Source organism: Wohlfahrtiimonas chitiniclastica DSM 18708, from assembly GCF_000375345.1.
Taxonomy (GTDB): domain Bacteria; phylum Pseudomonadota; class Gammaproteobacteria; order Cardiobacteriales; family Wohlfahrtiimonadaceae; genus Wohlfahrtiimonas; species Wohlfahrtiimonas chitiniclastica.
This window is the reverse complement of the sequence record NZ_AQXD01000002.1, coordinates 238,821-260,581: the sequence shown is the minus strand read 5'-3', so window position 1 is coordinate 260,581 and position 21,761 is coordinate 238,821. Positions and strand designations below refer to the sequence as shown.

The 21,761-nt window shown below is 44.8% G+C and carries 23 protein-coding genes and 2 riboswitches; of the genes, 10 read left to right on the top strand and 13 right to left on the bottom strand.

Translation table 11 applies throughout. The features are described 5' to 3' along the window. Positions 1-4: 4 nt before the first annotated feature. The gene (locus B143_RS0105835; protein ID WP_018122558.1) at positions 5-904 is read right to left on the bottom strand and encodes a magnesium transporter CorA family protein; all 900 of its coding nucleotides are present in this window, start codon (positions 902-904) and stop codon (positions 5-7) included. Positions 905-1,030: 126 nt separating this feature from the next. Further along, a riboswitch (M-box (ykoK) riboswitch) is annotated at positions 1,031-1,211 on the bottom strand. 69 nt (positions 1,212-1,280) lie between these two features. Then, positions 1,281-2,144, bottom strand: a complete 864-nt coding sequence (locus tag B143_RS0105830) for a pirin family protein (RefSeq protein WP_018122557.1) — start codon at positions 2,142-2,144, stop codon at positions 1,281-1,283. A 107-nt stretch (positions 2,145-2,251) separates the two neighbouring features. Here B143_RS0105830 and B143_RS0105825 point away from each other — a divergent pair, with 107 nt between their 5' ends. Continuing rightward, the gene (locus B143_RS0105825) at positions 2,252-2,815 is read left to right on the top strand and encodes a YceI family protein (RefSeq protein ID WP_018122556.1); all 564 of its coding nucleotides are present in this window, start codon (positions 2,252-2,254) and stop codon (positions 2,813-2,815) included. A 1-nt stretch (position 2,816) separates the two neighbouring features. Here B143_RS0105825 and B143_RS0105820 read toward each other — a convergent pair whose 3' ends face one another. The 7 genes from B143_RS0105820 to B143_RS0105790 all read right to left on the bottom strand — a co-directional run bounded on the left by B143_RS0105820 (position 2,817) and on the right by B143_RS0105790 (position 8,240). Continuing rightward, entirely contained in the window at positions 2,817-2,963 is a 147-nt protein-coding gene (locus B143_RS0105820; protein ID WP_211205510.1) for a hypothetical protein, read from the bottom strand. A 44-nt stretch (positions 2,964-3,007) separates the two neighbouring features. Then, positions 3,008-3,637, bottom strand: coding sequence for a YdcF family protein (locus B143_RS0105815; protein ID WP_018122554.1), 630 nt, complete (start codon positions 3,635-3,637; stop codon positions 3,008-3,010). A gap of 30 nt (positions 3,638-3,667) precedes the next feature. Next, on the bottom strand, positions 3,668-4,135 hold the full coding sequence (gene ribH / locus B143_RS0105810; RefSeq protein WP_008315819.1) for a 6,7-dimethyl-8-ribityllumazine synthase: 468 nt from the start codon (positions 4,133-4,135) through the stop codon (positions 3,668-3,670). Between the two features lie 18 nt (positions 4,136-4,153). Continuing rightward, entirely contained in the window at positions 4,154-5,359 is a 1,206-nt protein-coding gene (locus tag B143_RS0105805) for a bifunctional 3,4-dihydroxy-2-butanone-4-phosphate synthase/GTP cyclohydrolase II (RefSeq protein ID WP_018122553.1), read from the bottom strand. 1 nt (position 5,360) lies between these two features. Next, on the bottom strand, positions 5,361-5,984 hold the full coding sequence (locus B143_RS0105800; RefSeq protein ID WP_018122552.1) for a riboflavin synthase: 624 nt from the start codon (positions 5,982-5,984) through the stop codon (positions 5,361-5,363). Further along, a complete protein-coding gene (gene ribD, locus B143_RS0105795; RefSeq protein ID WP_018122551.1) occupies positions 5,984-7,090 on the bottom strand; it encodes a bifunctional diaminohydroxyphosphoribosylaminopyrimidine deaminase/5-amino-6-(5-phosphoribosylamino)uracil reductase RibD in 1,107 nt (368 codons plus the stop codon). The genes B143_RS0105800 and ribD overlap by 1 nt, the downstream gene beginning before the upstream one ends. 76 nt (positions 7,091-7,166) lie before the next feature. Next, positions 7,167-7,291: riboswitch (FMN riboswitch) on the bottom strand. 46 nt (positions 7,292-7,337) lie between these two features. Next, the gene (locus tag B143_RS0105790; RefSeq protein ID WP_018122550.1) at positions 7,338-8,240 is read right to left on the bottom strand and encodes a LysR family transcriptional regulator; all 903 of its coding nucleotides are present in this window, start codon (positions 8,238-8,240) and stop codon (positions 7,338-7,340) included. 113 nt (positions 8,241-8,353) lie between these two features. On the opposite strand from B143_RS0105790, the gene B143_RS0105785 reads away from it, so the two are divergent. Next, entirely contained in the window at positions 8,354-8,767 is a 414-nt protein-coding gene (locus B143_RS0105785) for a DoxX family protein (protein WP_018122549.1), read from the top strand. Positions 8,768-8,837: 70 nt separating this feature from the next. After that, on the top strand, positions 8,838-10,169 hold the full coding sequence (locus B143_RS0105780; RefSeq protein ID WP_018122548.1) for an MATE family efflux transporter: 1,332 nt from the start codon (positions 8,838-8,840) through the stop codon (positions 10,167-10,169). Between the two features lie 59 nt (positions 10,170-10,228). Here the strand turns inward: B143_RS0105780 and lpdA are convergent, their stop codons facing one another. The 3 genes from lpdA to B143_RS0105765 form a co-directional block, all read right to left on the bottom strand. Further along, positions 10,229-11,656 (bottom strand): dihydrolipoyl dehydrogenase, encoded by a 1,428-nt coding sequence (gene lpdA / locus B143_RS0105775; protein WP_018122547.1) that lies wholly within the window; start codon positions 11,654-11,656, stop codon positions 10,229-10,231. Positions 11,657-11,728: 72 nt separating this feature from the next. After that, a complete protein-coding gene (gene odhB / locus B143_RS0105770) occupies positions 11,729-12,934 on the bottom strand; it encodes a 2-oxoglutarate dehydrogenase complex dihydrolipoyllysine-residue succinyltransferase (protein ID WP_018122546.1) in 1,206 nt (401 codons plus the stop codon). Between the two features lie 31 nt (positions 12,935-12,965). Further along, entirely contained in the window at positions 12,966-15,800 is a 2,835-nt protein-coding gene (locus B143_RS0105765) for a 2-oxoglutarate dehydrogenase E1 component (protein ID WP_018122545.1), read from the bottom strand. Between the two features lie 363 nt (positions 15,801-16,163). Between B143_RS0105765 and B143_RS0105760 the strand changes: the two genes are divergently transcribed. Genes B143_RS0105760 through B143_RS0105745 form a run of 4 tightly spaced genes read left to right on the top strand, consistent with a single transcriptional unit; the run spans position 16,164 to position 18,975 of the window. Further along, positions 16,164-17,036, top strand: a complete 873-nt coding sequence (locus B143_RS0105760; RefSeq protein WP_008315834.1) for a hydrogen peroxide-inducible genes activator — start codon at positions 16,164-16,166, stop codon at positions 17,034-17,036. A 17-nt stretch (positions 17,037-17,053) separates the two neighbouring features. Then, positions 17,054-18,031 carry a GTP 3',8-cyclase MoaA gene (moaA, locus tag B143_RS0105755; RefSeq protein WP_018122544.1) on the top strand — a complete coding sequence of 326 codons (978 nt, stop codon included), beginning with the start codon at positions 17,054-17,056 and terminating at the stop codon, positions 18,029-18,031. A gap of 24 nt (positions 18,032-18,055) precedes the next feature. Continuing rightward, complete coding sequence (locus tag B143_RS0105750) at positions 18,056-18,262, top strand: hypothetical protein (protein WP_018122543.1); 207 nt, start codon at positions 18,056-18,058, stop codon at positions 18,260-18,262. Continuing rightward, a complete protein-coding gene (locus B143_RS0105745; RefSeq protein WP_018122542.1) occupies positions 18,262-18,975 on the top strand; it encodes an HAD-IIB family hydrolase in 714 nt (237 codons plus the stop codon). Before B143_RS0105750 ends, B143_RS0105745 begins: the two co-directional genes overlap by 1 nt. Before the next feature lies 1 nt (position 18,976). On the opposite strand, the gene prmC is transcribed toward B143_RS0105745, so the two are convergent. Then, positions 18,977-19,807 carry a peptide chain release factor N(5)-glutamine methyltransferase gene (gene prmC, locus B143_RS0105740; protein ID WP_248647509.1) on the bottom strand — a complete coding sequence of 277 codons (831 nt, stop codon included), beginning with the start codon at positions 19,805-19,807 and terminating at the stop codon, positions 18,977-18,979. 75 nt (positions 19,808-19,882) lie between these two features. Between prmC and B143_RS0105735 the strand changes: the two genes are divergently transcribed. The 3 genes from B143_RS0105735 (at position 19,883) to sdhD (ending at position 21,715) form a co-directional block, all read left to right on the top strand. Then, a complete protein-coding gene (locus B143_RS0105735) occupies positions 19,883-20,689 on the top strand; it encodes a sulfite exporter TauE/SafE family protein (RefSeq protein ID WP_026165730.1) in 807 nt (268 codons plus the stop codon). 237 nt (positions 20,690-20,926) lie between these two features. Continuing rightward, positions 20,927-21,316 (top strand): succinate dehydrogenase, cytochrome b556 subunit, encoded by a 390-nt coding sequence (gene sdhC / locus B143_RS0105730; RefSeq protein WP_008315866.1) that lies wholly within the window; start codon positions 20,927-20,929, stop codon positions 21,314-21,316. A 12-nt stretch (positions 21,317-21,328) separates the two neighbouring features. Continuing rightward, positions 21,329-21,715: a succinate dehydrogenase, hydrophobic membrane anchor protein gene (sdhD, locus tag B143_RS0105725; protein ID WP_008315867.1), complete on the top strand. Its 387-nt coding sequence runs from the start codon at positions 21,329-21,331 to the stop codon at positions 21,713-21,715. Positions 21,716-21,761: the final 46 nt, after the last annotated feature.

The following is a 21,761-nucleotide window of genomic DNA, read 5'->3' as shown; positions in this document are numbered from 1 at the left end:
TCTCCTATAAATAACGGCGGGCTTTAAAAAAGCCCATGACAACGGCAGCAACCACCGCAGCAATGCCAGCTAATGCCACAAATGCATAAGGCTCATCTTGAAAGGGTAAAGGCGTATTCATGCCATAAATGCCGGCAATTGCCATCGGAATCGCAGCAATCGTCACAAAAATGGTTAAATACTGCACCGCTAGGCTTAAATTATTCTCAATCGCCGCAGAATAGGCATCCATTAAATTTCGAAGATTCGCGTTGTAAATCTCCACTTTTTTCTGGGTTTGCAGTGTTGCAAGTATCACATCTTGCAGCATCGCATCGGTTTTATGATCACTGAGCAATAAACGCTTGGCAGCTAAATCCTTAAACACGCGACCATTGTGTTTCAATGCGCGAATGAATGCACCATAGCTTTTATTGTGATTGAGTAGATCAAAAATGTGCTGATTGCTGATGGCTTTTTCGATCTGCTGCTCCACCGTCAATACGGTGCGATTGATCTCATCGATGGCCAATAAATAGCGGCCAATGGTGTGTTCAAATAAATGCAGCAACAGATGCGTGGCATTGCCCTCAGTGCTGAGGGCTGTCAAGGATTGCTCAAGCTGCGTTAAAATCGGATGCTCACATTCACTGATGGTGATCACGACATTGCCCATCACAATGACGGAAACATTCATCACGGTAAATGGCATCACCTCATCAAAGCGACTGCGCATCGGCAATTGCAACATAAAGGCAAACAGCTCTGCATGGCGCTCAATCATGCGGCTTTTTGCGCCATTTTGATGTAAGTTGAGCATGGAAAAAGGAATGAAAAAGTCATGGCTGATGCGCTCAAGCTCTTGTGGCGTTGGCGCTGTGAGTTGAATCCAGACATGTTGAGCACGATTCAATGTTTTAATCATGGGTGCCTCCCGAAAAACAGTCAAAAAATTTCGCATAAAAAAAGCGCCTCTAACGAATAGAGGCGCATGCGATCTTAAAAAAACCGTAACGCGGGCAACCATACACGCAAAGGCGCATACGGTGCTCTCTCCCCCCAAATCGTTGAGTTTTAGCACTGTACGGCATAAGACGTGAAGCATGCTTCACTGCTAGCTACGTTATAAACCACCTTAATTCGATGGTTTCTGTTCAAACCCGTTGGCGTCTTTGGACGTTTCTGGGCAGTAGCATGTCTCCGTACAGGAGCCTCACCTAACGAGGTTAGATTTGCAATTTGTGTGCATTATAAGCAGAATAAATCTTTTAGCAACCTAAATGTCGATAAATTCTTTTAATTTATCCGATCTTACCAAATCGTCCTTGTGCGTAATCAAGTGATGCCTGCATAATTTCTTCACGCGTGTTCATGACAAAAGGACCGTGTCCTACAATAGGTTCATCAATTGGCTCACCACTTAAATACAACACAATGGCATCGTCATCGCTTGATAAAATAAACGAATCACCTGCTTTGTCTAATAATGCTAAGTCAGATGGATTCAGCACTGCATCATGATTAAGACGCACATGCCCTTTAATCACCACCAACCCCACATAGCGATCATGATGAGCTGCAATGGTCACCTCATGATTGCCCTTCAAATAGATGTCCCAAACATCCACAGGCGTAAAAGTGCGGGCAGCGCCCTTTGTGCCAAGATAGTCACCCGCGATGATGCGCGCATAACTGCCATATTGATCAAGCTGAATCACCGGAAGATGCTCTTCAGTCAACAATTGATAGCCCGGTGCACTCATTTTATATTGCGCAGGCAAATTCACCCACAGCTGCACCACATCAAACACGCCACCTGACTGTGTGAACGCATCTGAATGATACTCTTGATGCAAAATGCCTGATGCCGCCGTCATCCACTGCACATCACCTTGACCGATGACACCGCCATTGCCAGTAGAATCATGGTGTGCCACTTCCCCTTCATACACAATTGTCACTGTTTCAAAGCCGCGATGCGGATGCTCACCCACGCCACGCGGTACAATGGCCGGCTCAAAATGAGTGGGTTCGCCGCGATCAAGCAGTAAAAATGGATTTAAATGGCGTCCATGATTGTGATAAGTGAAGAGCGAACGGACATAAAAGCCATCGCCCACCCAATGGGGCGCTGGCGCATGATGGATCTGACATAATGATTTCATAGTGTGCTCCTAAAAATGAAAACGGTTTGTTTTGTTCATTTTTAGAACAATATCATATACATTATTCTATTATCAGAATAAGCTTTTCTAAACCATAAGGAATGAACATGACCAAAACATTGCTCACACTCGGCGCACTCTTATCCCTCACGCCAAGCTTAGCCGCACATTATCAATTAGAACCAGAACACACCAATGCGCGCTTTTACATAGATCACTTTCAAACCTCCACCAATCATGGCGGCTTTTATGGTTTAACGGGCGATGTCACATATGATCCACAAAATGAGATCGGCAGTGTTTCCCTCATCATCCCCATTCAAAACTTAAAAAGTGGCTCTGATGCCTTTGATCAGCACCTGAAAAATAGCGATCTGTTTAATGAAGCAAAATATCCTGACATGCGCTTTACATCCACGCAATGGCAATGGGCAAACCATCAACCCACACGCATTACAGGGGATTTAACGCTGCTTGGGCAGACGCATCCTGTCACTTTAACGGTAGAACGTTTTAATTGTTATCACAGCCCGATTTGGCAAACGGAAGTGTGTGGCGGTGATTTCAGTGCAGAGATTGATCGCACACAATGGGGCATGGACTTTTTTGTGGACAAAGGGATGAGCAAAACTGTAAACCTTCAGATTCAAGCAGAAGCCGTCAAACAATGAATCAGCGGTTATTTCGATGATGCATGATGATGCCAATCAACACCATGATGAGCAGCAAAAGCCCGCTGGCTAAGGCAAATGTCCCCACAATGCCAGCCGTGGTGCTTGGGGCGAGCCAATAAAATAAGGCAACATATGGCGATGCCATGACAGCTGCCACAAGTACCATTAAAATCAGAAAAATCGGCATGATTATGGATGATCAAACAGCCATGAATTCAACAGCGCAAACGGCTCGCGAATATAGGCGGTAAAAATGGCACGTGAATCTGTGGGCGTGGGTGCTGCTAAACCTGAGACATGCTTCAATCCTGAGCGCTCTGCTAACATCAACGAGCGCGGCAGATGAAAATCATTGGTCACCACCACAACATTGCCTAAATCCATTAACTGCATGGCATTGACAAATTGATGTGCGGTGCGTGTTGAGATCTCCTCCATCACAATCACATCGCTTGGGACGCCGTGCTGAATCAAATAATCACGCATCACTTCTGCTTCACTTTTGGCCAACCCCTGAGTTTTACCACCGGAGACCACAATCCGTGTATCGGGGGATTCTAACCAATATTGGCGCGCCATCTCTAAACGATTGGCCAAAGCATTTGTGGGGGCAAGGGGCTCACCTTCCACTTTATAGCCTAGCACCAATAATGTGTCCGCATTGTCTTCAGCGTGCAGGTGTTTAATTTCGGATTGAATCCATACATTGCCCACCACAACCACCATCAAACAGATGATCAACGAGCTCACCAACCAACCCCGTAAATTACGCGCACAAAAAAGGACAAATGCTTGTAATGGATCTTGTTTACCTGTCATTTGCCCTTCCTTTACCTCTGTTAAAATTAATTAGCCATCAATGGCAGCCATTAAGTTTAACATTTCAATCACCGTAATGGCAGCATCTGCACCTTTATTCCCTGCTTTTGTGCCAGCGCGTTCGAGTGCTTGCTCGATGCTGTCTGTCGTTAAGACGCCAAAAGCAATGGGTTTCGCATTCTCTAAACTCACACTTGCGATGCCTTTTGACACTTCATTGGCCACAAAATCAAAGTGTGGCGTTGAGCCACGAATCACAGCACCTAAACAGATCACCGCATCCACATCCGCTTTTTTGGCAAATTGCTGCGCGATCAATGGAATTTCAAATGCGCCTGGCACCCATGCCAATTGAATGTTCTCTTCATTCAAACCGTGGCGTTTAAGTGCATCAACTGCACCATCAATCAATTGCTTAGTGATTAAGCTGTTGAAACGACCTGCCACAATGGCGATTTTTTTGTTGGAAATGGATAAATTGCCTTCGATAACTTGCATGATATGTCTCCTAAAAACTTATAGATAGTGACCCATTTCGGTCGCTTTGGTGGTTAAATAATCTTGGTTCTCTTTTGTCACAAATCTTGGGGTGGGCACGCGCTCAACCACTTCAATGCCATTGGCTTCAAGGGCGGCGACTTTCTCCGGATTATTGGTGATGATGCGCACGCGCTTTTGATCAAAATATTTCAAAATCTGCGCTGCCACTGTAAAATCTCTAGCATCCACCGGATGACCTAATGACACATTCGCCACAATGGTATTTTGCCCCTGATCTTGCAATGCATACGCACGAATCTTCTCTGCAAGCCCAATGCCGCGCCCTTCTTGGCGCAAATAGATCATCATGCCATTGGCATCATCAGCGATGGTTTTGAGCCCAAAGTCGAGCTGCGCTTGGCAATCACATTTGACCGAGTGGAAAATATCCCCCGTTAAACATTCAGAGTGAATGCGCATGGTTAATGGCGACTTGTCATCATATTGAGCATTGCGAAGCACCACATGCGGCTCCTCGCCTTCACTGTTTGGAAACGTATAAATCTCAAAATTGCCATAAGCTGTGGGCAAATGCGCATGGCTTAATGGCTCAATGCTCGCAGCTTGATTTGCTAAATGGTGGCGATAATTGACGATGTCCTCGATCGTGATAAAAGGCATATTTTCAGCCTGGCTCACCTTTAATAGATCATCATGGCGCGCCATTGTGCCATCTTCTTTTAAAATCTCACAAATCACGGCAGCTTCCGTTAAGCCTGCAAGCTTCATCAAATCCACAGAGGCTTCTGTGTGCCCACGGCGCACTAAAACGCCACCATCTTTGGCAATCAATGGAAAAATGTGCCCTGGGCGTTTAAAGTCCGCAGCCACCGTCTCTTTTGCCGCCAATTTACGGCAGGTTAAAGCGCGTTCGGCGGCGGAAATGCCGGTATGCGTTGCGATAAAATCCACAGTGACCGTAAATGCCGTTTGATATTCATCTTCATTTTTCACCACCATCGGCGTTAAATCTAAGCGCTTGGCAATCTCAGTTGAGATCGGTGCGCACACTAAACCGCCGGCTTTACGAATCATGGTGTTCATGTCCTGATCATCACAAAACTCAGCCGCCATGATCATATCGCCTTCATTTTCACGGGATTCATCGTCCATTACGATGATGATTTCACCACGTTTAAGGGCGGCCAATGCTGCCTCCATGCGTTGAACCATTGCATTCATCTTAATATCCCCATTGTGCTAATTTGTCGTAAGTTAAGGTCGAAGCCTGCTCTTTCAAAATGTATTTGCCGAGCTGATCAAATTCGATATTGACACGGCTGCCCTCTTTGAGATTATGTAAATTCGTAATCTCAAACGTGTGCGGAATGACGCTCACACTAAAACCATTCATCGTAACATTCGTCACCGTCAAACTGATGCCATTGATGGCAATTGAGCCCTTTTCCACCACCAGTTTTTGATGGGCTTTGTCCAATCGAAAGCTCAATACATAACTGTTTTGCAACTTTTGTAAACGCGTCAATTGCGTGATGGTGTCCACATGACCAGAAACCAAATGCCCATCTAAACGGCTGTTTGCCAGTAATGCACGCTCTAAATTAATCGGGCTGCCCATTGGTAAAGATGCAAACGTGCTGCGCTTTAAACTTTCCGGCGTTAAATCCGCTTCAAAGCTTTGTGCATCGAACTTTGTCACCGTCAAACACACGCCATTGCTGGCAATGCTGTCGCCAATTTTGACATCCGTTAAAATGGCACGGCAACCCACTTTAATGGTGATCACATCGCCGCGCTGCTGTTTGCCTTGAAGTGTTCCCACTTCCTCAATAATGCCAGTAAACATTATTCAACCTCCTTAAAGGTTGCTTGTACATAAATCGATTGCCCTAAGCGTTCTGTGTGCGCAATGTTGAGAATCGGCGCATCGCTGAGTTGTGTAATGCCACTATGATCCCATAAACTTGGTGCATCATCACCGATCAAACGCGGGCCATAAAAAAGCGCCAATTCATCCACTTTGCCGGCGGATAAAAAGGCGTTATAAATGCTGCTGCCACCTTCTAAGAGCACACTCATGATGCCTTGTTCATATAGGTAAGATAATAAAGTTACCGGATCAATTGCAGGCAATGCATGAATCATCACGCCTTTTGCTGTTAAATCAGCTTTAAGAGCATCATCCATCACAGCTGTATTTGGGTGAATGATTAGCGTTTTTGCTGCAGTTGTCTCAAAAATTTGGTAATTAGCATGTGTGATGCCGTCAAAATTTCTCAATAGCACAATGCGCACAGGATTGCGATAATCGCCTTCTAAACGTACGGTTAAGGCAGGATCATCGTTCAGTAACGTGCGTTTGCCAATCAAAATGGCATCATGCATGGCTCTGAGTTCATGGGCTTTTCTGCGCGCAGCTTGGCACGTGATCCATTGTGAATCACCCGTTTTAGAGGCAATTTTGCCATCTAAACTTAAGCCTGCTTTTAATGTCACAAAGGTCGATTGCGTCAATTGATTATGAAAAAAGATGCGGTTGATGGCGCGGGCGGTGGGATCATCTGCACAGATAACTTCAATGCCATGAGCTTGTAAAAATGCTTTGCCGCGCCCTGCGACATTTGGATTCGGATCTTCTGTGGCATACACAACGCGTGCAATGCCTGCATTTAAAATGGCTTCGGTGCATGGCCCTGTTTTACCATGATGACAACACGGCTCTAATGAGACATAAATGGTGGCGCCTTCTGTGGATTCTGTCGCGTTTGCAATGGCAACGACTTCTGCATGTGCAGTGCCAGCTTTGGCATGAAAGCCTTCACCGATGATTTTGCCGGATTTGACAATGACTGCGCCCACATAAGGATTTGGCGACACAGCACCGATTGGCACGGTTGCCAATGCAATGGCGCGCTCTAAAAACCTTAAATCTGATTCCGTTAGCTTGTTCATATGCCCTCTTTATTCATTTATTTTCGGGGCATAACAGACAGCCACGACCCGCCTGATGGCATGCCGCTTCTATCCCATTCATCTTTTACCATCCAGACTTTACTGTCGGTCTTGGAATTACACCAAGTCAGCTTGCGCTCGCGGACTGTCACCGCCGGTCAGGAATTGAAGTTACCTTCTCACCTTGCCCCAAAGATCAATGTTCAACGAGAAAAACTCTATCACATTTGCCAGATGATATCAAATCTCAATTGCACCGGCGCGGCGCATGAGCAAAGAGATGATCAATAAACACCCGCACCTTCGCCGGTAAATAACCACTGAGATAGACGATATTCACCGATAAAGGCGGTGGGCGATGGTCACTGAAAAGCTCAACGAGTGTGCCATTATTCAGCCCCTCTTTGACAGAAAAATCCAGCAATTGAATGATGCCAAAACCCTCAATGACTGAGGTTAAAGCCCCTAAAGGATCGCTGTATTGCACGGTGTGCGTTAAGGGTAAAGCGCGCCCTTCATCCACTCGCCACGGTAATACCGTTGGCATGCCCGGAAATTTTAATCCCACACAATGATGATGTGATAAATCTGCGAGCGTCTTTGGCGTGCCATATTTCGCCAAATAACGAGGTGATGTCACGATCTTTTGTTCAAGCTGATCAAACGGGCGCGCGATCAATTGATCATTGCCCACATCGCCGATGCGTAGGGCTAAATCAATGTCTTCGCGCATAAAATCCACATACGAAGTGCTGAGCACAATCTCCACCTTCAATTGCCCTAAGTGCGCCTCAATAAAATCATTGATCACAGGAATGAGGTGAAAAATCGCCAAGCTGTCTGGCAAGCTGATGCGCAGCGTGCCTTGTGGCTGTGCATGATGAATGAGCTGCTGCTCGATCGCTTCAATGCGCCCTAGAGAATCTCGGCACACATCATAATAACGTTGCCCTGCTTCAGTCAGGCGCATCACACGCGTTGAACGATGAAAGAGTTTAACTTTCAATCGCTGCTCTAAACGTTTAATCGCTTTACTGACTGCCGATGGCGTTACGCCAAGGCTGATGGAAGCTGCTGTGAAATGGTCACTCTCAACGGCGCGACAAAAAATCTGAATGTCATCAATGGCAATGGGTGAAAGGGGCTTCATATGTTCTCCATTAATGCCTCATGGGCACAAATGATTTTCTAAAGTGCAATGGTAACAAAAAAATAATCCCATTAATATGCCGCCTTTATCACTACTCTTCATCAGGAACACTCATGAACCCCAACCGTTTACTTGAACAATTCACTACAAAACCTGCATTACAAGCGGCCATTTTGCTCATCGCACGCGCACTATTGGCGTATCTCTTCATTGTTGCCGGCTGGGCAAAAATTGGCGGCTATGCAGGCACGGCAGCATTCATGGCATCAAAAGGCATCCCTGAGTTCATGTTAAGCCTTGTGATTGCTTTAGAGCTTGGCGGCGGATTGGCGATTTTAATCGGCTTTCAAACCCGCATCATTGCGCTGATCATTGCCATTTTTTGTGTCATGTCTGCCATCATTTTCCATGGTACGCCAGAAGATGCCACAAACTTTATGAAAAATCTATCCATTGCTGGCGGATTTTTAGCCCTCATCCCACAAGGTGCGGGTTTATGGAGCCTTGATCACTGGCTTGAAAAATAATTGCCCGCCCACTGCCCGAGCCCTAAAAAGTGGACTATAATCTCACAATCTCCCTAACTCCGAGGTCTTTGTGAGTCAAAAAACACTGCGCTTATTATTCATAAGCTACGTGATTCCAACGTTAGGTGCCATGCTCATCAGCGGCACTTATCAATTAATCGATGGCTTTTTCATTGGCCATTTCATCGGTCCTGAGGGCTTAGCTGGCGTCAATATTGGCTGGTCCTACATCACTGTTTTACTGGGTTTTGGGCTCTTAGTGGGCGTCGGTACCGGCAGCCTTTATTCAATTGCTAAAGGCGCTGAAGATGATGAAACCGCTAGAGCCATCATTGGCCAATCCATCCCATTAATCCTCATTCCCGGCCTCATTTTTGGCATCATTTTATACGTTGCTGCGCCAAGCTTGGTCTATATGCTGGGTGATCCGCAATATCAAGTGAGCAAAACCTTCCAAACCGCTGCCCTCATGGCGGTGGATTTCATCCGTGTCTTTGCGGTGAGCTCGCCCTTGGTGATTGGTAGCCTTGCCTTGCCATTTTTGGTGCGCAATATGGGCAATCCTTACCGCGCCACGCTATATATGGCCATTGGCGTCACCATTAACATCATTTGTTCATATTTTATGATTGTGGTGTGGGAATGGTCGATCTTCGGGGCAGCGCTAGCAAGCATCATTGGCGAATCCTGCGCCATGTTTTTAGGGCTCTATTACATTTTGTATCAAAGCGGTGAAAACCTTCAATGGCGCCATTTTAAACCGCGCCCGAAATTACTCAAAGAGATCATCATCAATGGTGCTTCCACCTTTTTCATGTACATTTATGTGGGCTTTATCATGATGCTTCATCACATGATGCTGGTGAAATATGGCGGCACCATCGCGGTTTCTGCCTACACCATTACAGGCTACATCGTGACGATCTATTATTTGGGCATGGAAGGGATCGCCAATGGCGTGCAACCCATCATCAGCCGCTTATATGGGCGGGAGAATTTCTTATCCACGCGTGCCATCATCCGTATGATGGTGATTGTGGGCATGACTTATGGCATCGGTTTAACGATTTTACTGCAAATATTTCCGGGATTTTTTACGCGATTATTTACAAGTGATCAAGAGCTCTCTAAAGTCACCATTCATGCCATCAACATCCATTTATCTTTACTCTTTTTAGAGGGCGTATTTGTGATGGTCACCGTTTTTTTCCAAGCCATTGGCGAAGGCTCAAAAGCATTGGTGATTTCCATTGGTAATCTACTCATTCAAGTGCCTTTCTTACTCATTGTGCCCAAATACTTTGGGCTCGATGGCGTTTGGATCAGCATGCCGCTGAGCTCATTTTTACTGGCCATTCCTGTCGTATATTGGGCATACATTCGTTACCGCCACATCGTATAAATCACCCATAAAAAAAGCTTGTGTCGCCACAAGCTTTTTTTCATTGCGAGAAACAATGATTATTTTTTATTAACAGCGTGAATCGCTTCTTTATGCACCGCTAACGCTGCTTCTTTCACAGATTCTGCCAATGTTGGGTGTGCATGCATGATGCGTGCAATGTCTTCTGCAGATGCATCAAAGCTCATGCCCACCACTGCTTCATGAATCAATTCAGAAGCATTTGGCCCAAAGATGTGTACGCCCAAGATTTTGTCTGATTTAGCATCGGCAATGATTTTCACTTGACCTTCAGCGGCATCCATCGCGCGGGCGCGGCCTGATGCTGCAAATGGGAAGCTGCCCACTTTAATGTCTAAACCTTCTTGTTTACAAGCTTGTTCAGTTTTACCCACCCAAGCAATTTCTGGCGCTGTGTAGATCACAAATGGCACTAAATCATAGTCCACAAATGAATATTTACCAGCAATGCGCTCAGCCACTGCCACACCTTCTTCAGAACCTTTATGCGCAAGCATTGGGCCACGCACTAAGTCACCGATTGCCCAAACGCCCGGAATGTTTGTGGCACAGTTGCCATCCACATGTACGCGCGGACCATCCATCACCAAATCAACACTTGGATCCACCAAGTTTGTGGTGTATGGCGTACGGCCAACGGCTACCAATAAGTAATCAAAGGTTTCAGCGTGTTCGCCTTCAGTGTTTGAGTATGTCACTTTCACATCTTTTTTAGATGTCACTGTGGACAATACACGCGCACCTAAACGCACATCTAAGCCTTGTTTTGTGAATGAACGAAGGGCATCACGGGCAATGCCTGCATCTGCGCCGGCTAAGAAACTGTCCATCGCTTCAAAAATCACAACTTCAGAGCCTAAACGAGACCAAACGCTCGCCATCTCTAAACCGATCACACCGCCGCCAATCACGCCTAAACGTTTTGGCACTTCAGTCAAGGCTAAAGCACCTGCTGAATCGATCACGCGTTTACCATCAATCGGTGCTGCACCAATATCAATCGGTGTTGAACCGGCCGCTAAAATGATGTTGTCTGCTTGATATTCAGACACTTCACCCATGTGATCTTTCACTTTAACAGTGCGCTCAGGGAATAATGTACCTTCGCCTTGCAACCAGTCAATTTTGTTCGCTTTGAATAATTGTGCGATGCCGCTTGTCAATTGTTTCACAATGCCATCTTTACGTGCGATCATTTGTTCAACGTCAATGCCAACGCCGCCCATTTTGATGCCGTGTGCGCTAAAGCCATCCTTGGCATATGCAAAATGATGCGAAGATTCCAACAATGCTTTAGAAGGAATACAACCCACGTTCAAGCATGTACCGCCTAAGACAGGATCACCTTCTGGTGACAACCATTTTTCCACACATGCTGTTTTCAAACCCAATTGTGCTGCACGAATCGCTGCGACATAGCCTGCAGGGCCGCCGCCAATGACGATGACGTCATATTTCTTTGCCATGATGATTTCCTTATCAAGAAGAAGCGGATTAAAGCGCTGCCCTAATCCGATTCTATTTGCGTCAATGATTGATTAGATGTCTAACAATAAACGAGTTGGATCTTCGATCGCATCTTTGATGGCCACTAAGAAGCCCACAGCTTCTTTACCATCGATGATGCGGTGATCATAAGAGTGCGCTAAGTACATCATTGGCGCGATCACAACTTGACCATTTTCCGCAATTGGGCGATCGTAAGTTTTGTGCATGCCCAAAATACCACTTTGTGGTGGGTTGATGATTGGCGTTGATAACATTGAACCGAATACACCACCGTTGGTGACAGTGAATGTACCGCCCGTCATGTCTTCTAAACCTAATTTGCCTTCTTTGGCGCGAATTGCAAAATCCATGATGGTTTTTTCAATTTCTGCCAAAGATTTTTGGTCAGCATCACGGATCACAGGCACCACTAAACCACGTGGTGAAGAAACCGCAACACCGATGTCAAAGTAACCATGATAGATCATGTCATTGCCATCAATGGATGCATTCACCGCAGGATATTTTTTCAATGCTTCAACGGCTGCTTTCACGAAGAAAGACATGAAGCCTAATTTAATGCCATGACGTTTTTCGAATTCGTCTTTGTATTTTTTACGTAAGTCGATCACGTTTTTCATGTTCACTTCATTGAATGTCGTGAGCATGGCTGTGCTGTTTTTCGCTTCTAATAAACGTTCTGCGATGGTGGCACGTAAACGTGTCATCGGTACGCGTTGTTCTGTGCGGTTACCGCTCACAACGTTTAAAGGCGCTGCAGGCGCGGCTGCTTTTGGTGCGGCAGGTGCGGCTGCTTTTGGTGCAGCTGCGCCTTTTTCTAAGAAGTTCAAAATGTCTTCTTTCGTGTGGCGACCATCTTTACCTGTGGCAGGAATCACAGAGATGTCCAATTTATTCTCTTCCACCAATACTTTAACAGCTGGGGATAATTTGTGAGCAGATTCAGCCTCAGCTTTAGGGGCTTCTGCAGGTGCAGCTTCAGCTTTTGGTGCCGCTGCGCCTTCTACCAATACGGCTAAGACTTCGCCTGCTGTTACGTTTGTGCCTTCAGCGATTTTGATGGATTGAATGGTGCCGCTAACGGTCGCTGGCACTTCAAGCATCACTTTATCTGTTTCTAAATCAACTAAGTTGTCGCCTTCTTCTACAAAGTCGCCTTCTTTTACGTGCCAAACGGCCAAGAGCGCATCAGCAACCGACTCAGGTAACACAGGAACTTTAATTTCGATACTCATGAGATTCTCCTTAAAAATCTTTGGTGGTATTTTATAAACTCATATTAAAAGTTTGTTGTAACAATTGTTGCTGCTGTTCTACGTGCACGCTGTTGTAACCCACAGCAGGTGATGCACTCGCTTCTCTTGTTACGTAACGAATGGAAATTTTCTTCGACGCATGAACATCTAAATAGTCACGAACAAAGAAGGCATAACCTTGGTTTCTTGGCTCATCTTGAACGAATACGATTTCTTTCAAGTTTGGATAAGTGGCCACGATCTCTGCCAATTGTGCTGCTGGGAATGGATAGATCTCTTCTAAACGCACCAATGCAAAGCTGTTCAATGCTTTCTCTTCGCGCATTTCGAATAAATCATAGTAGATTTTACCCACAGAAATCACGAGTGTATCCACTTTTTTATTCTCAAGCTCTTTGCTTTCAGGAATCATTGGTTGGAATGCACCATCGGTTAAATCTTCTAAGGTGTTCACAGCCAATTTATGACGCAACAAGCTCTTCGGAGAGAAGCAGATCAAAGGCTTGCGATACTCTTGCAACACTTGACGACGGAATAAATGGAATGTTTGCGCAGGCGTTGTTGGTACCACGACAGACATGTTGTTTTCCGCACACATTTGTAAGAAACGTTCAGGACGTGCTGAGGAGTGCTCAGGACCTTGACCTTCATAGCCGTGTGGCAATAACAATGTTAAGCCGCATAAACGCATCCATTTGGTTTCACCGGCTGATACGAACTGATCGATCACCACTTGTGCACCGTTGGCAAAGTCACCAAATTGACCTTCCCAAATCACAAGTGAATCAGGTTCAGTCGCTGCATAACCATATTCAAAGCCCATGACAGCGGCTTCAGATAAAATGGAGTCAATCACAGTAAAACGCGCGCCACTGTTGATGTGTTGTAATGGCACATAACTTGAGCCATCCACTTGGTTGTGGAACACAGCGTGACGATGGAAGAACGTACCACGACCTGAGTCTTGACCAGAAATGCGCACGCCATGACCTTCTTTTAATAAAGTCGCATATGCCATGTTTTCTGCAAAGCCCCAATCGATCGGTGCAGCGCCGGCTGCCATTTTGATGCGATCTTCATAGATTTTTTGAACACGTGGATGCAATGTAAAGCCTTGTGGCAATACACTCATCTCTTCTGCCAATGTTTTGATTTCAGAGGCTGGCACAGCTGTTTTTGGCACCACTTGTTCAGGTGTACCAAATTTAGGGGAATCTTTTAAGAATTTCGCCCATTTTTTCGTGTATGTATCGTTGATGGCAGGAATCGTTGGATAGCCCACAGATTTACCTTCTTCTAAACGATCACGATACGCTTTAGTCATCGCTTTGTATTCAGCTTGTGTGATGGTACCTTCAGCGATCAAGCGCTCTGCATAAACGGCGGCAGGTGTTTGATGTGCTTTGATTTTTTTGTACATCATTGGCTGCGTTGCGCTTGGCTCATCGGCTTCATTGTGACCTAAACGACGATAAGAAACCAAATCAATCACAACGTCTTTGTTGAATTTTTGACGATAATTGATGGCCAATTCTGCAATGAATTTCACAGCTTCAGGATCATCACCATTGACGTGGAAAATTGGCGCTTGAATCAACTTAGCAACGTCAGAGCTGTAAGCAGATGAACGCACGTCTAACGGGTTAGACGTCGTAAAACCGATTTGGTTATTAACGATGATGTGAACCGTACCGCCACAACGATAACCACGCACTTCTGACAATTGTAATGTTTCCATCACAACGCCTTGGCCCGCAAACGCCGCATCCCCGTGAATCAACACAGGCAATACTTTGTTAAAGGGTAATGGTGATAAGTTTTCTGCACGGCGCTCTAAACGGGCACGCACAGAACCTTCAGTCACAGGATCTACGATTTCTAAATGCGATGGGTTAAACATCAACGCTAAGTGTAAATCGCCATGTTTGGTTTGGATGCTTGATGAGAAGCCCATGTGATATTTTACGTCACCTGCGCCGCGTTCAACGGTGCGTTTGCCTTCAAACTCATCAAACAAATCTTTTGGTGCTTTACCTAAGATGTTCACCAACATATTCAAACGACCACGGTGCGCCATACCGATGATGACTTCTTCTGCACCTTCTTCGCTTGATTCATCGATCAACTCATGCATGAGTGGAATTAAAGCATCACTGCCTTCAAGTGAGAAGCGTTTTTGACCCACATAACGCGTGTGCAAATAACGCTCTAAACCTTCAGCGGAGATCAACTCTTTTAAAGTGTCGATCTTTTGTTCTTTAGAGAACTTGATATTATTATTAACGCTTTCTAGCTGATTTTGAATCCATGTGCGCTCTTCGGTTTTTGTGATGTGCATGTATTCTGCACCGATCGATTGCGTATAGGTTCTGCTTAAAATTTTGATGATGTCTTTTAATTTCATCTGTGCAACATTGGTCAATGTGCCAGTGTTGAATTCAGATTCGAAATCTTGGCTGCTTAAACCATGATATTCAGGCGACAACTCAGGAATGATTTGGCGATCACGAATGTGCACAGGACACAATTCAGCCGCTTGATGACCACGCATGCGATACGCTTCGATTAAACGTAATACTGCCGCTTGTTTTTCAGACGCCACAGGGTCAATGGTGTATTGAGCAGCCGATTGGTTTTTGATTCTTGCCAATTCTTTAAAGGATTCTTTCACCGCTGCATGTGATACATTGATGGTTTCGTCGTTTTTGAAGTCCTTAAAAAATGCGGCCCACTCTTCTGAGACAGAATGTGGGTCGGATAAATAGGATTCATACATTTCTTCTACATAGATCGCATTCGAGCCATACAATGCTGACCACTGTTTAAATCTATCAATTTGTTTCATCTTTATCCTCTTTGGTTTAGAGCTTGAAGGCTGCCTAAATTTTATCGTCTTTTGAGTAATAGTCCAATCTTTTTCTTAAAAAATGCACCCCCCTCTCGTTTTTTGAGTCATTATAAATTTTTTAAATCATAAAAAACGTAAATTTTCATCACCCCCTGATTTTTTATCGGATATTCATGAATAATTTAAATGTGCCAACGAAGTGAAAAATTGAGTGATTCTGATCAAAATTGGAAAGATTGATCTTAGGGTCTGAAGCCTGTACCCTAACTTTTTTATGCGCAATGGTGTTATCATTGATAAAATAATGAAATGATTATAACAATGCAACTTTGAGTGGTTTACTTTATAGGAGTCTGACTGATGAAATTGAACGAACTTAGGTATTTCCTAGCAGTGGCCGAAGAGAAACACTTTGGTCGCGCGGCTCAGAAATGTTTTATCTCACAACCTGCCCTCTCGATCGGCATCAAAAACTTAGAATACTCTTTAGGTGTGACGCTGTTTGAGCGTTCTGCCAGTGAAGTATTCTTAACGCCCGAAGGATTAGAGGCCTTACCTAAGGTTAAACAGATTTTTGCCATTGTGCAACAACTCAAAGAGTTACGTGTTTCTATTAACTCTGCACAAGGCGAGTTGAAGCTTGGCATCATCTTTACGATCGCCCCATATTTACTGCCGCGCGTGATTCCTGTGTTAAAAGAAGCCGCGCCAGAATTGACGCTCAACATCTTTGAAAACACAACCGACAACATCATTCCTATGCTCAAAAGTGGCGAGATTGATGCAGCGATTGTGGCTCTACCAATTTATGAGCCCTCTTTAGCCGTCGATGAATTGTATGATGAAGAGTTCTATGTGATCACGCCAAAACATCATCCGCTCTCTGGCGAGTCTTCCATTGATGCTGCGGTGATTCATGAATATGATCCATTATTGCTAAACATTGGTCACTGTTTCCGTGATCAAGTGGTGGAGCAATGCCCAGAAATCAGCTCAAATAATGCCCATCATTATTCATTAGAAACCATTCGCAACATCGTGGCATCTGGCCAAGGCATCTCGGTTTTACCGAAGTATGCATTGATCAATGACCATGTTCAAGAGCTCATTGCTTGTATCCCTTTCAAAGCGCCTGTGCCAAAAAGAAAAATTGGTTTGGTGTATAGAAAAGAGTATACTCAGCTCAAGAAGTTAGAGTTACTTTCTGAATGCATTAAGTCACTCCACTTATAAGTTGTGTGAGGTAAGTTATGTTAGTTGATCAGTTTGGCCGTACAATCGATTATGTGCGAATTTCCGTCACCGATAAGTGCGATTTACGTTGCACTTACTGTATTCCTGAGGGATTTCGCGATTTTGAGGTGCCGCAAAACTGGTTGACCTTCGATGAGCTCACGCGCATCATTCGTAACTTTACAGAGCTTGGGGTTAAACGCTTTCGCTTAACAGGCGGCGAGCCATTATTGCGTAAAGATCTCCCTGAGCTTGTGGCCTCCATCAAAGCCATTGACGGCGTTGAAGATCTCTCCATGACCACCAACGCCACCCAATTAGAAAAACATGCTGTGGCTTTAAAAGAAGCAGGGCTTGACCGTTTGAACATCAGTTTAGATGGATTGACCACATCGGTGATCAAAGAGATCACAGGGCTCAACTGCTTTAACAAAGTCTACAACGGCATTATGGCTGCAAAAAATGCAGGCTTTAAACAGATCAAAATCAATATGGTGCCCATGCTCAATCTCAATGATAATCAGATTGAGCCAATGATCGCCTTTTGTATCGAGCATGGTTTCATTTTACGCATGATTGAAGTGATGCCGATGGGCGACACAGGACGCAACACACAAGGCAAGAATCTCTCTGATTTTCTTAAAGAGATTTATCATAAATATGATCTCGTCGAATCCATGCAAGTGCGTGGCGGCGGTCCTGCGCGTTATTGGCAATCTAAAGATGGCAAATTCACCTTAGGCTTAATCACGCCGATTTCGCAGCATTTTTGTGAAACGTGTAACCGCGTGCGTTTATCCGTTGATGGCACTTTATATATGTGCCTTGGGCAAAATGAGCAATATGCACTGCGTGACTTGGTGCGCTCACCTGATTGCACAGATGAATCGATCAAACAAGCGATTCGTCAAGCCATTGATCTAAAACCTGAAAAACATGAATTTGTCGAAGATAAAGGCAAAATCGCGCGTTTTATGTCCATGACGGGCGGTTAATTAATCATTAAAGAGGAGTTTTGTATGAGTCAAAAATATGGCGTTCGCATGACGCTGCCAGAAAACAATCCATTAAACGCCGAGCACTTATTAGGTGCCGATTTTAACGCAGAGCGTTGGTTTGACACAGAAGCTGAGCGCACCGCCTTTTTAGAATCGTATCAAACCCCTTTCATCTTTTATCGTAAAAGCGATACCGCAACCCTTCATTATGAATTACTTGAAAAATAATGCAGTTTGTTTTTGATCTAGATGGCACGCTCTGCTTTCAGGGCATGCCATTGTCTTCTGACATTGAGATTGCCCTCAAAGCCCTCAATGAAAACCATACATTAACCATCGCTTCTGCGCGCCCGATTCGGGACATTTATCCTGTCATTCCGACATGGATACAACAACTCAATTTAATTGGCGGCAATGGTGCACTTGTCAAAACAGGTGATGTCACAACCGCCACTTACTTTGATGATTTCTCGCCTTTAGCTCAACTTCTAGAAGATTATCCCATCGATTATTTAGCGGACAGTGACTGGGATTATGCCTACACAGGCGCGAAAGATCATCACATTTTTGGCAAAGTCGATGAGCTCAAACTTGCTCGCAATCATGCGTCATATCACACATTACCAAGCATCATTAAATTGGTGATGATGACCAATCACCCTAAGATTTTAGATGCCATTGCCAATTTGCCCGTGGAAGCACACATTTATCATAATGAAGCCTTAATTGACATCAGCCCGGCTGGCATTACGAAATATCGTGGCGTGCAAGCGCTTGGCATTGATGAATTCATCGCCTTTGGCAATGATGCCAATGACATCAGCCTCTTTGAACATAGCTGTGAAAGCATTTGTGTGGGTACACACCCAAAAGCTTCCGCCTGTGCCACGCGCACCATTGACAGCGCCCACGTAGCACGCACCATTTTAGAGTATTGCTAAATTATTTTTGCCCAAGGGTGATGCGGTCATTGCCCCCAAGGTCTTTTAACGTCACCACATTATGATAACCAGCCGCCATCATTTTCTCACGCAGGCGCGCCCCTTGCTCAAAGCCATGCTCCATCATCAAATAACCTTGCGGTTTTAATCGCGGCAAAGCAGCCATCATCAAATGATCTAAATCCGCATAGCCTTCATTTTCTGCCACTAAAGCTGAGCGTGGTTCAAATTTGACGCCATCACCGTCTAAATGTGCATCAACGCCATCAATGTAAGGTGGATTTGAGACAATCAGATCAAAAGGTTCATCGGGCACTTGATCAAACCAATGGCTATGCATAAATGTCACCGCTAAATTCAGCTGCTTGCCATTATCCATCGCGACTGCTAAAGCTTCTTGAGACTGATCCACTGCCCATACAATCGCTTGTGGACGATGCTTTTTAAGGGTCAAAGCAATCGCCCCGCTCCCTGTGCCCATATCAATCACGCGGCATGGTGCATCTTCTGGCATTTTAGATAAAGCGGTCTCCACCAATAATTCTGTATCCCCACGGGGAATCAATGTAGCACGCGTCACTTTCAGCGTTAAATCATAAAACTCTTTTTCACCCGTCAAATAGGCAAAAGGCACACCTTCTGCGCGCGCATTGACCAGATCTAAAAACGCCGATGCCTCTTCAGACGTCACAGTTTTTTCAGGAAACGCAATGATGCGGCTACGATTACACTTTAAGACAAAAGCCAGCAGAGATTGCGCCTCAAATTTCGGGTGATCTAAATGCGCCAAAGCCGCCTCAGCAGCGGTGATTAGGTCTTGATAACTCTTCACAATGGTGGACCCATACAAAAGTCTTACCTTAGCATTTTTCCATGCTATGATCCATGACGAGGAGGAGTTTTCAGTATGGGGATATTTTTAATTTTTATGGGCATTGGCGCAGTTGTGGGCGTCATTGCGGGTTTATTAGGCGTGGGCGGTGGTTCAATCATCGTGCCCATCATGAGTTATTTTGCAGAACAACAACAGATGGATTCATCCATCATCATGAAAATCGCCCTTGGCACATCGTTTGCCATCATCATTGTGTCATCAGCAGCTTCAGCATGGTCGCACAATAAACGCGGTTCGATTTTATGGGACAAAGTGCCCTATTTAGGCATTGGCGCTGCCATTGGCGTTGTGCTCGGCAGCTTGGTGGTGAGCCGTCTATCCAACACATTTTTACAGATCGTTTTTTGCTTTTTCTTGGTTTACACCATCTATTCGATGCTCGCACCTAAAAAGAAAGCCGATGACAATCGCCCTGCCCCTAATCATTCCATGATTTTATTTTTAGGCTTAGGTTTATTGATCGGTTTTTTAGCGAGCTTCATTGGCATTGCAGGCGGTGCAATTGCTGTGCCACTGCTCACTTATTTAGGTTATGAGATGCGCCGCGCGATCGCAACGTCATCAACTTTAGGCGTAATATTGGCCTTTTTTGGCGCAGTGAGCTACATTTATACCGGCTGGGATCATCCACATTTACCAGAATATTCCTTAGGCTTTGTCTATTTACCCGCCTTTTTTGGAATCGCAATTGTGAGTTTACTCACAGCATCGATCGGTGTGAAATTGAGCTATAAATTGCCGGTGCCCCGCATTCGTCAAATTTTCGCGATATTTTTAGCCTTGATTCTTGTGAGAATGCTCAGCACATTTCTGTTTTAATGCCGATGGTTATCACACTCACAGATCATTGAAAATGTAATCAAAATGTAATCCATATTTTCCGCCGTTTGCCCAATCGGTCAAGATTCAGCGAAGCAGATCAGAATGCAGTTGAGGAAAAGTGGGAAGTTCATTAAAATGATCTGTGTTTTTGTTTGTTACACCGCGCTTTCGGGCGTAGAATAAGCAATTTGTTTTCATAATATTTTTACCACCAAAGTCTTACCAAGGAGTCGTATGGAAAAGCATCAACGGCCTTTATCACCTTTCATGCTAGGTTCAGGCTACAAATTTCAACAAACCTCAGTCATGAGTTTCTTGCATCGCTTAACAGGTATCGCTTCTTTAGTTGTAGTGCTTGTGATTTGTGCATGGATCATTGCCATCCCGTTTAACTTAAACTTAGCGATCGGCATTCAATCCCTATTGACACATTATGCATTCTTCCCGCTTTTAGCCATCGGTGTTGCTTCTACGGTTTACCATTTCTGTAATGGTATTCGTCACCTTTTTTGGGATGCTGGCATCGGCATCAGCAATGAAGAGGCTCAAAAATCAGGTCGTTGGGTCATCATCGCGAGCGTTATCGTAACAATTGCGATTCTTGGCGTAGGCATTTGTGCATAATAGGAGACAATCATGAATTATCGTACACCGCTTGGCCGCGTTAAAGGTTTAGGCTCAGCTCACTCTGGCTCAAAAGAGTGGTTATTGCAGAAAGTTTCCTCTGTCATTTTAGCAGTGTTATTTGTGTGGTTTGCCTTCTCTATGGCATTTCTACTCAAATCTGACATCCGTGATGTGATCATCTGGATCTCAAAACCCCTTCACACAACATTGCTCTTAACGTTTATTTCTGTGAGCATCTTTCATGCTGCCCACGGTATTCAGACCATCATTGAAGACTATGTCCATCAAACGACAAAACGCGTCTTTTATATTTATCTTGTCAAAACCCTCTTAACCCTCGTTTGGTTAGTGTTGGTGATCGCTGTATTGAAAGTGGCATTGAACATTTTCATCTAAATCGCGTTCAAGAAGATAACAAATATCGTTAATAGTTAGAGGAATC

What these genes read in the sequence shown, in the direction of transcription:
- B143_RS0105785 (WP_018122549.1), top strand. Translation starts at nt 8,354, where the DNA reads ATGAACCCCAACCGTTTACTTGAACAATTCACTACAAAACCTGCATTA.
- sdhD (WP_008315867.1), top strand. Translation starts at nt 21,329, where the DNA reads ATGAATTATCGTACACCGCTTGGCCGCGTTAAAGGTTTAGGCTCAGCT.
- ribD (WP_018122551.1), bottom strand. Translation starts at nt 7,090, where the DNA reads ATGAACAAGCTAACGGAATCAGATTTAAGGTTTTTAGAGCGCGCCATT.
- lpdA (WP_018122547.1), bottom strand. Translation starts at nt 11,656, where the DNA reads ATGGCAAAGAAATATGACGTCATCGTCATTGGCGGCGGCCCTGCAGGC.
- B143_RS0105800 (WP_018122552.1), bottom strand. Translation starts at nt 5,984, where the DNA reads ATGTTTACTGGCATTATTGAGGAAGTGGGAACACTTCAAGGCAAACAG.
- B143_RS0105805 (WP_018122553.1), bottom strand. Translation starts at nt 5,359, where the DNA reads ATGAATGCAATGGTTCAACGCATGGAGGCAGCATTGGCCGCCCTTAAA.
- moaA (WP_018122544.1), top strand. Translation starts at nt 17,054, where the DNA reads ATGTTAGTTGATCAGTTTGGCCGTACAATCGATTATGTGCGAATTTCC.
- ribH (WP_008315819.1), bottom strand. Translation starts at nt 4,135, where the DNA reads ATGCAAGTTATCGAAGGCAATTTATCCATTTCCAACAAAAAAATCGCC.
- B143_RS0105745 (WP_018122542.1), top strand. Translation starts at nt 18,262, where the DNA reads ATGCAGTTTGTTTTTGATCTAGATGGCACGCTCTGCTTTCAGGGCATG.
- B143_RS0105830 (WP_018122557.1), bottom strand. Translation starts at nt 2,144, where the DNA reads ATGAAATCATTATGTCAGATCCATCATGCGCCAGCGCCCCATTGGGTG.
- B143_RS0105760 (WP_008315834.1), top strand. Translation starts at nt 16,164, where the DNA reads ATGAAATTGAACGAACTTAGGTATTTCCTAGCAGTGGCCGAAGAGAAA.
- B143_RS0105735 (WP_026165730.1), top strand. Translation starts at nt 19,883, where the DNA reads ATGGGGATATTTTTAATTTTTATGGGCATTGGCGCAGTTGTGGGCGTC.
- sdhC (WP_008315866.1), top strand. Translation starts at nt 20,927, where the DNA reads ATGGAAAAGCATCAACGGCCTTTATCACCTTTCATGCTAGGTTCAGGC.
- B143_RS0105815 (WP_018122554.1), bottom strand. Translation starts at nt 3,637, where the DNA reads ATGACAGGTAAACAAGATCCATTACAAGCATTTGTCCTTTTTTGTGCG.
- odhB (WP_018122546.1), bottom strand. Translation starts at nt 12,934, where the DNA reads ATGAGTATCGAAATTAAAGTTCCTGTGTTACCTGAGTCGGTTGCTGAT.
- B143_RS0105765 (WP_018122545.1), bottom strand. Translation starts at nt 15,800, where the DNA reads ATGAAACAAATTGATAGATTTAAACAGTGGTCAGCATTGTATGGCTCG.
- B143_RS0105825 (WP_018122556.1), top strand. Translation starts at nt 2,252, where the DNA reads ATGACCAAAACATTGCTCACACTCGGCGCACTCTTATCCCTCACGCCA.
- B143_RS0105750 (WP_018122543.1), top strand. Translation starts at nt 18,056, where the DNA reads ATGAGTCAAAAATATGGCGTTCGCATGACGCTGCCAGAAAACAATCCA.
- B143_RS0105835 (WP_018122558.1), bottom strand. Translation starts at nt 904, where the DNA reads ATGATTAAAACATTGAATCGTGCTCAACATGTCTGGATTCAACTCACA.
- B143_RS0105790 (WP_018122550.1), bottom strand. Translation starts at nt 8,240, where the DNA reads ATGAAGCCCCTTTCACCCATTGCCATTGATGACATTCAGATTTTTTGT.
- B143_RS0105820 (WP_211205510.1), bottom strand. Translation starts at nt 2,963, where the DNA reads ATGGCATCGCCATATGTTGCCTTATTTTATTGGCTCGCCCCAAGCACC.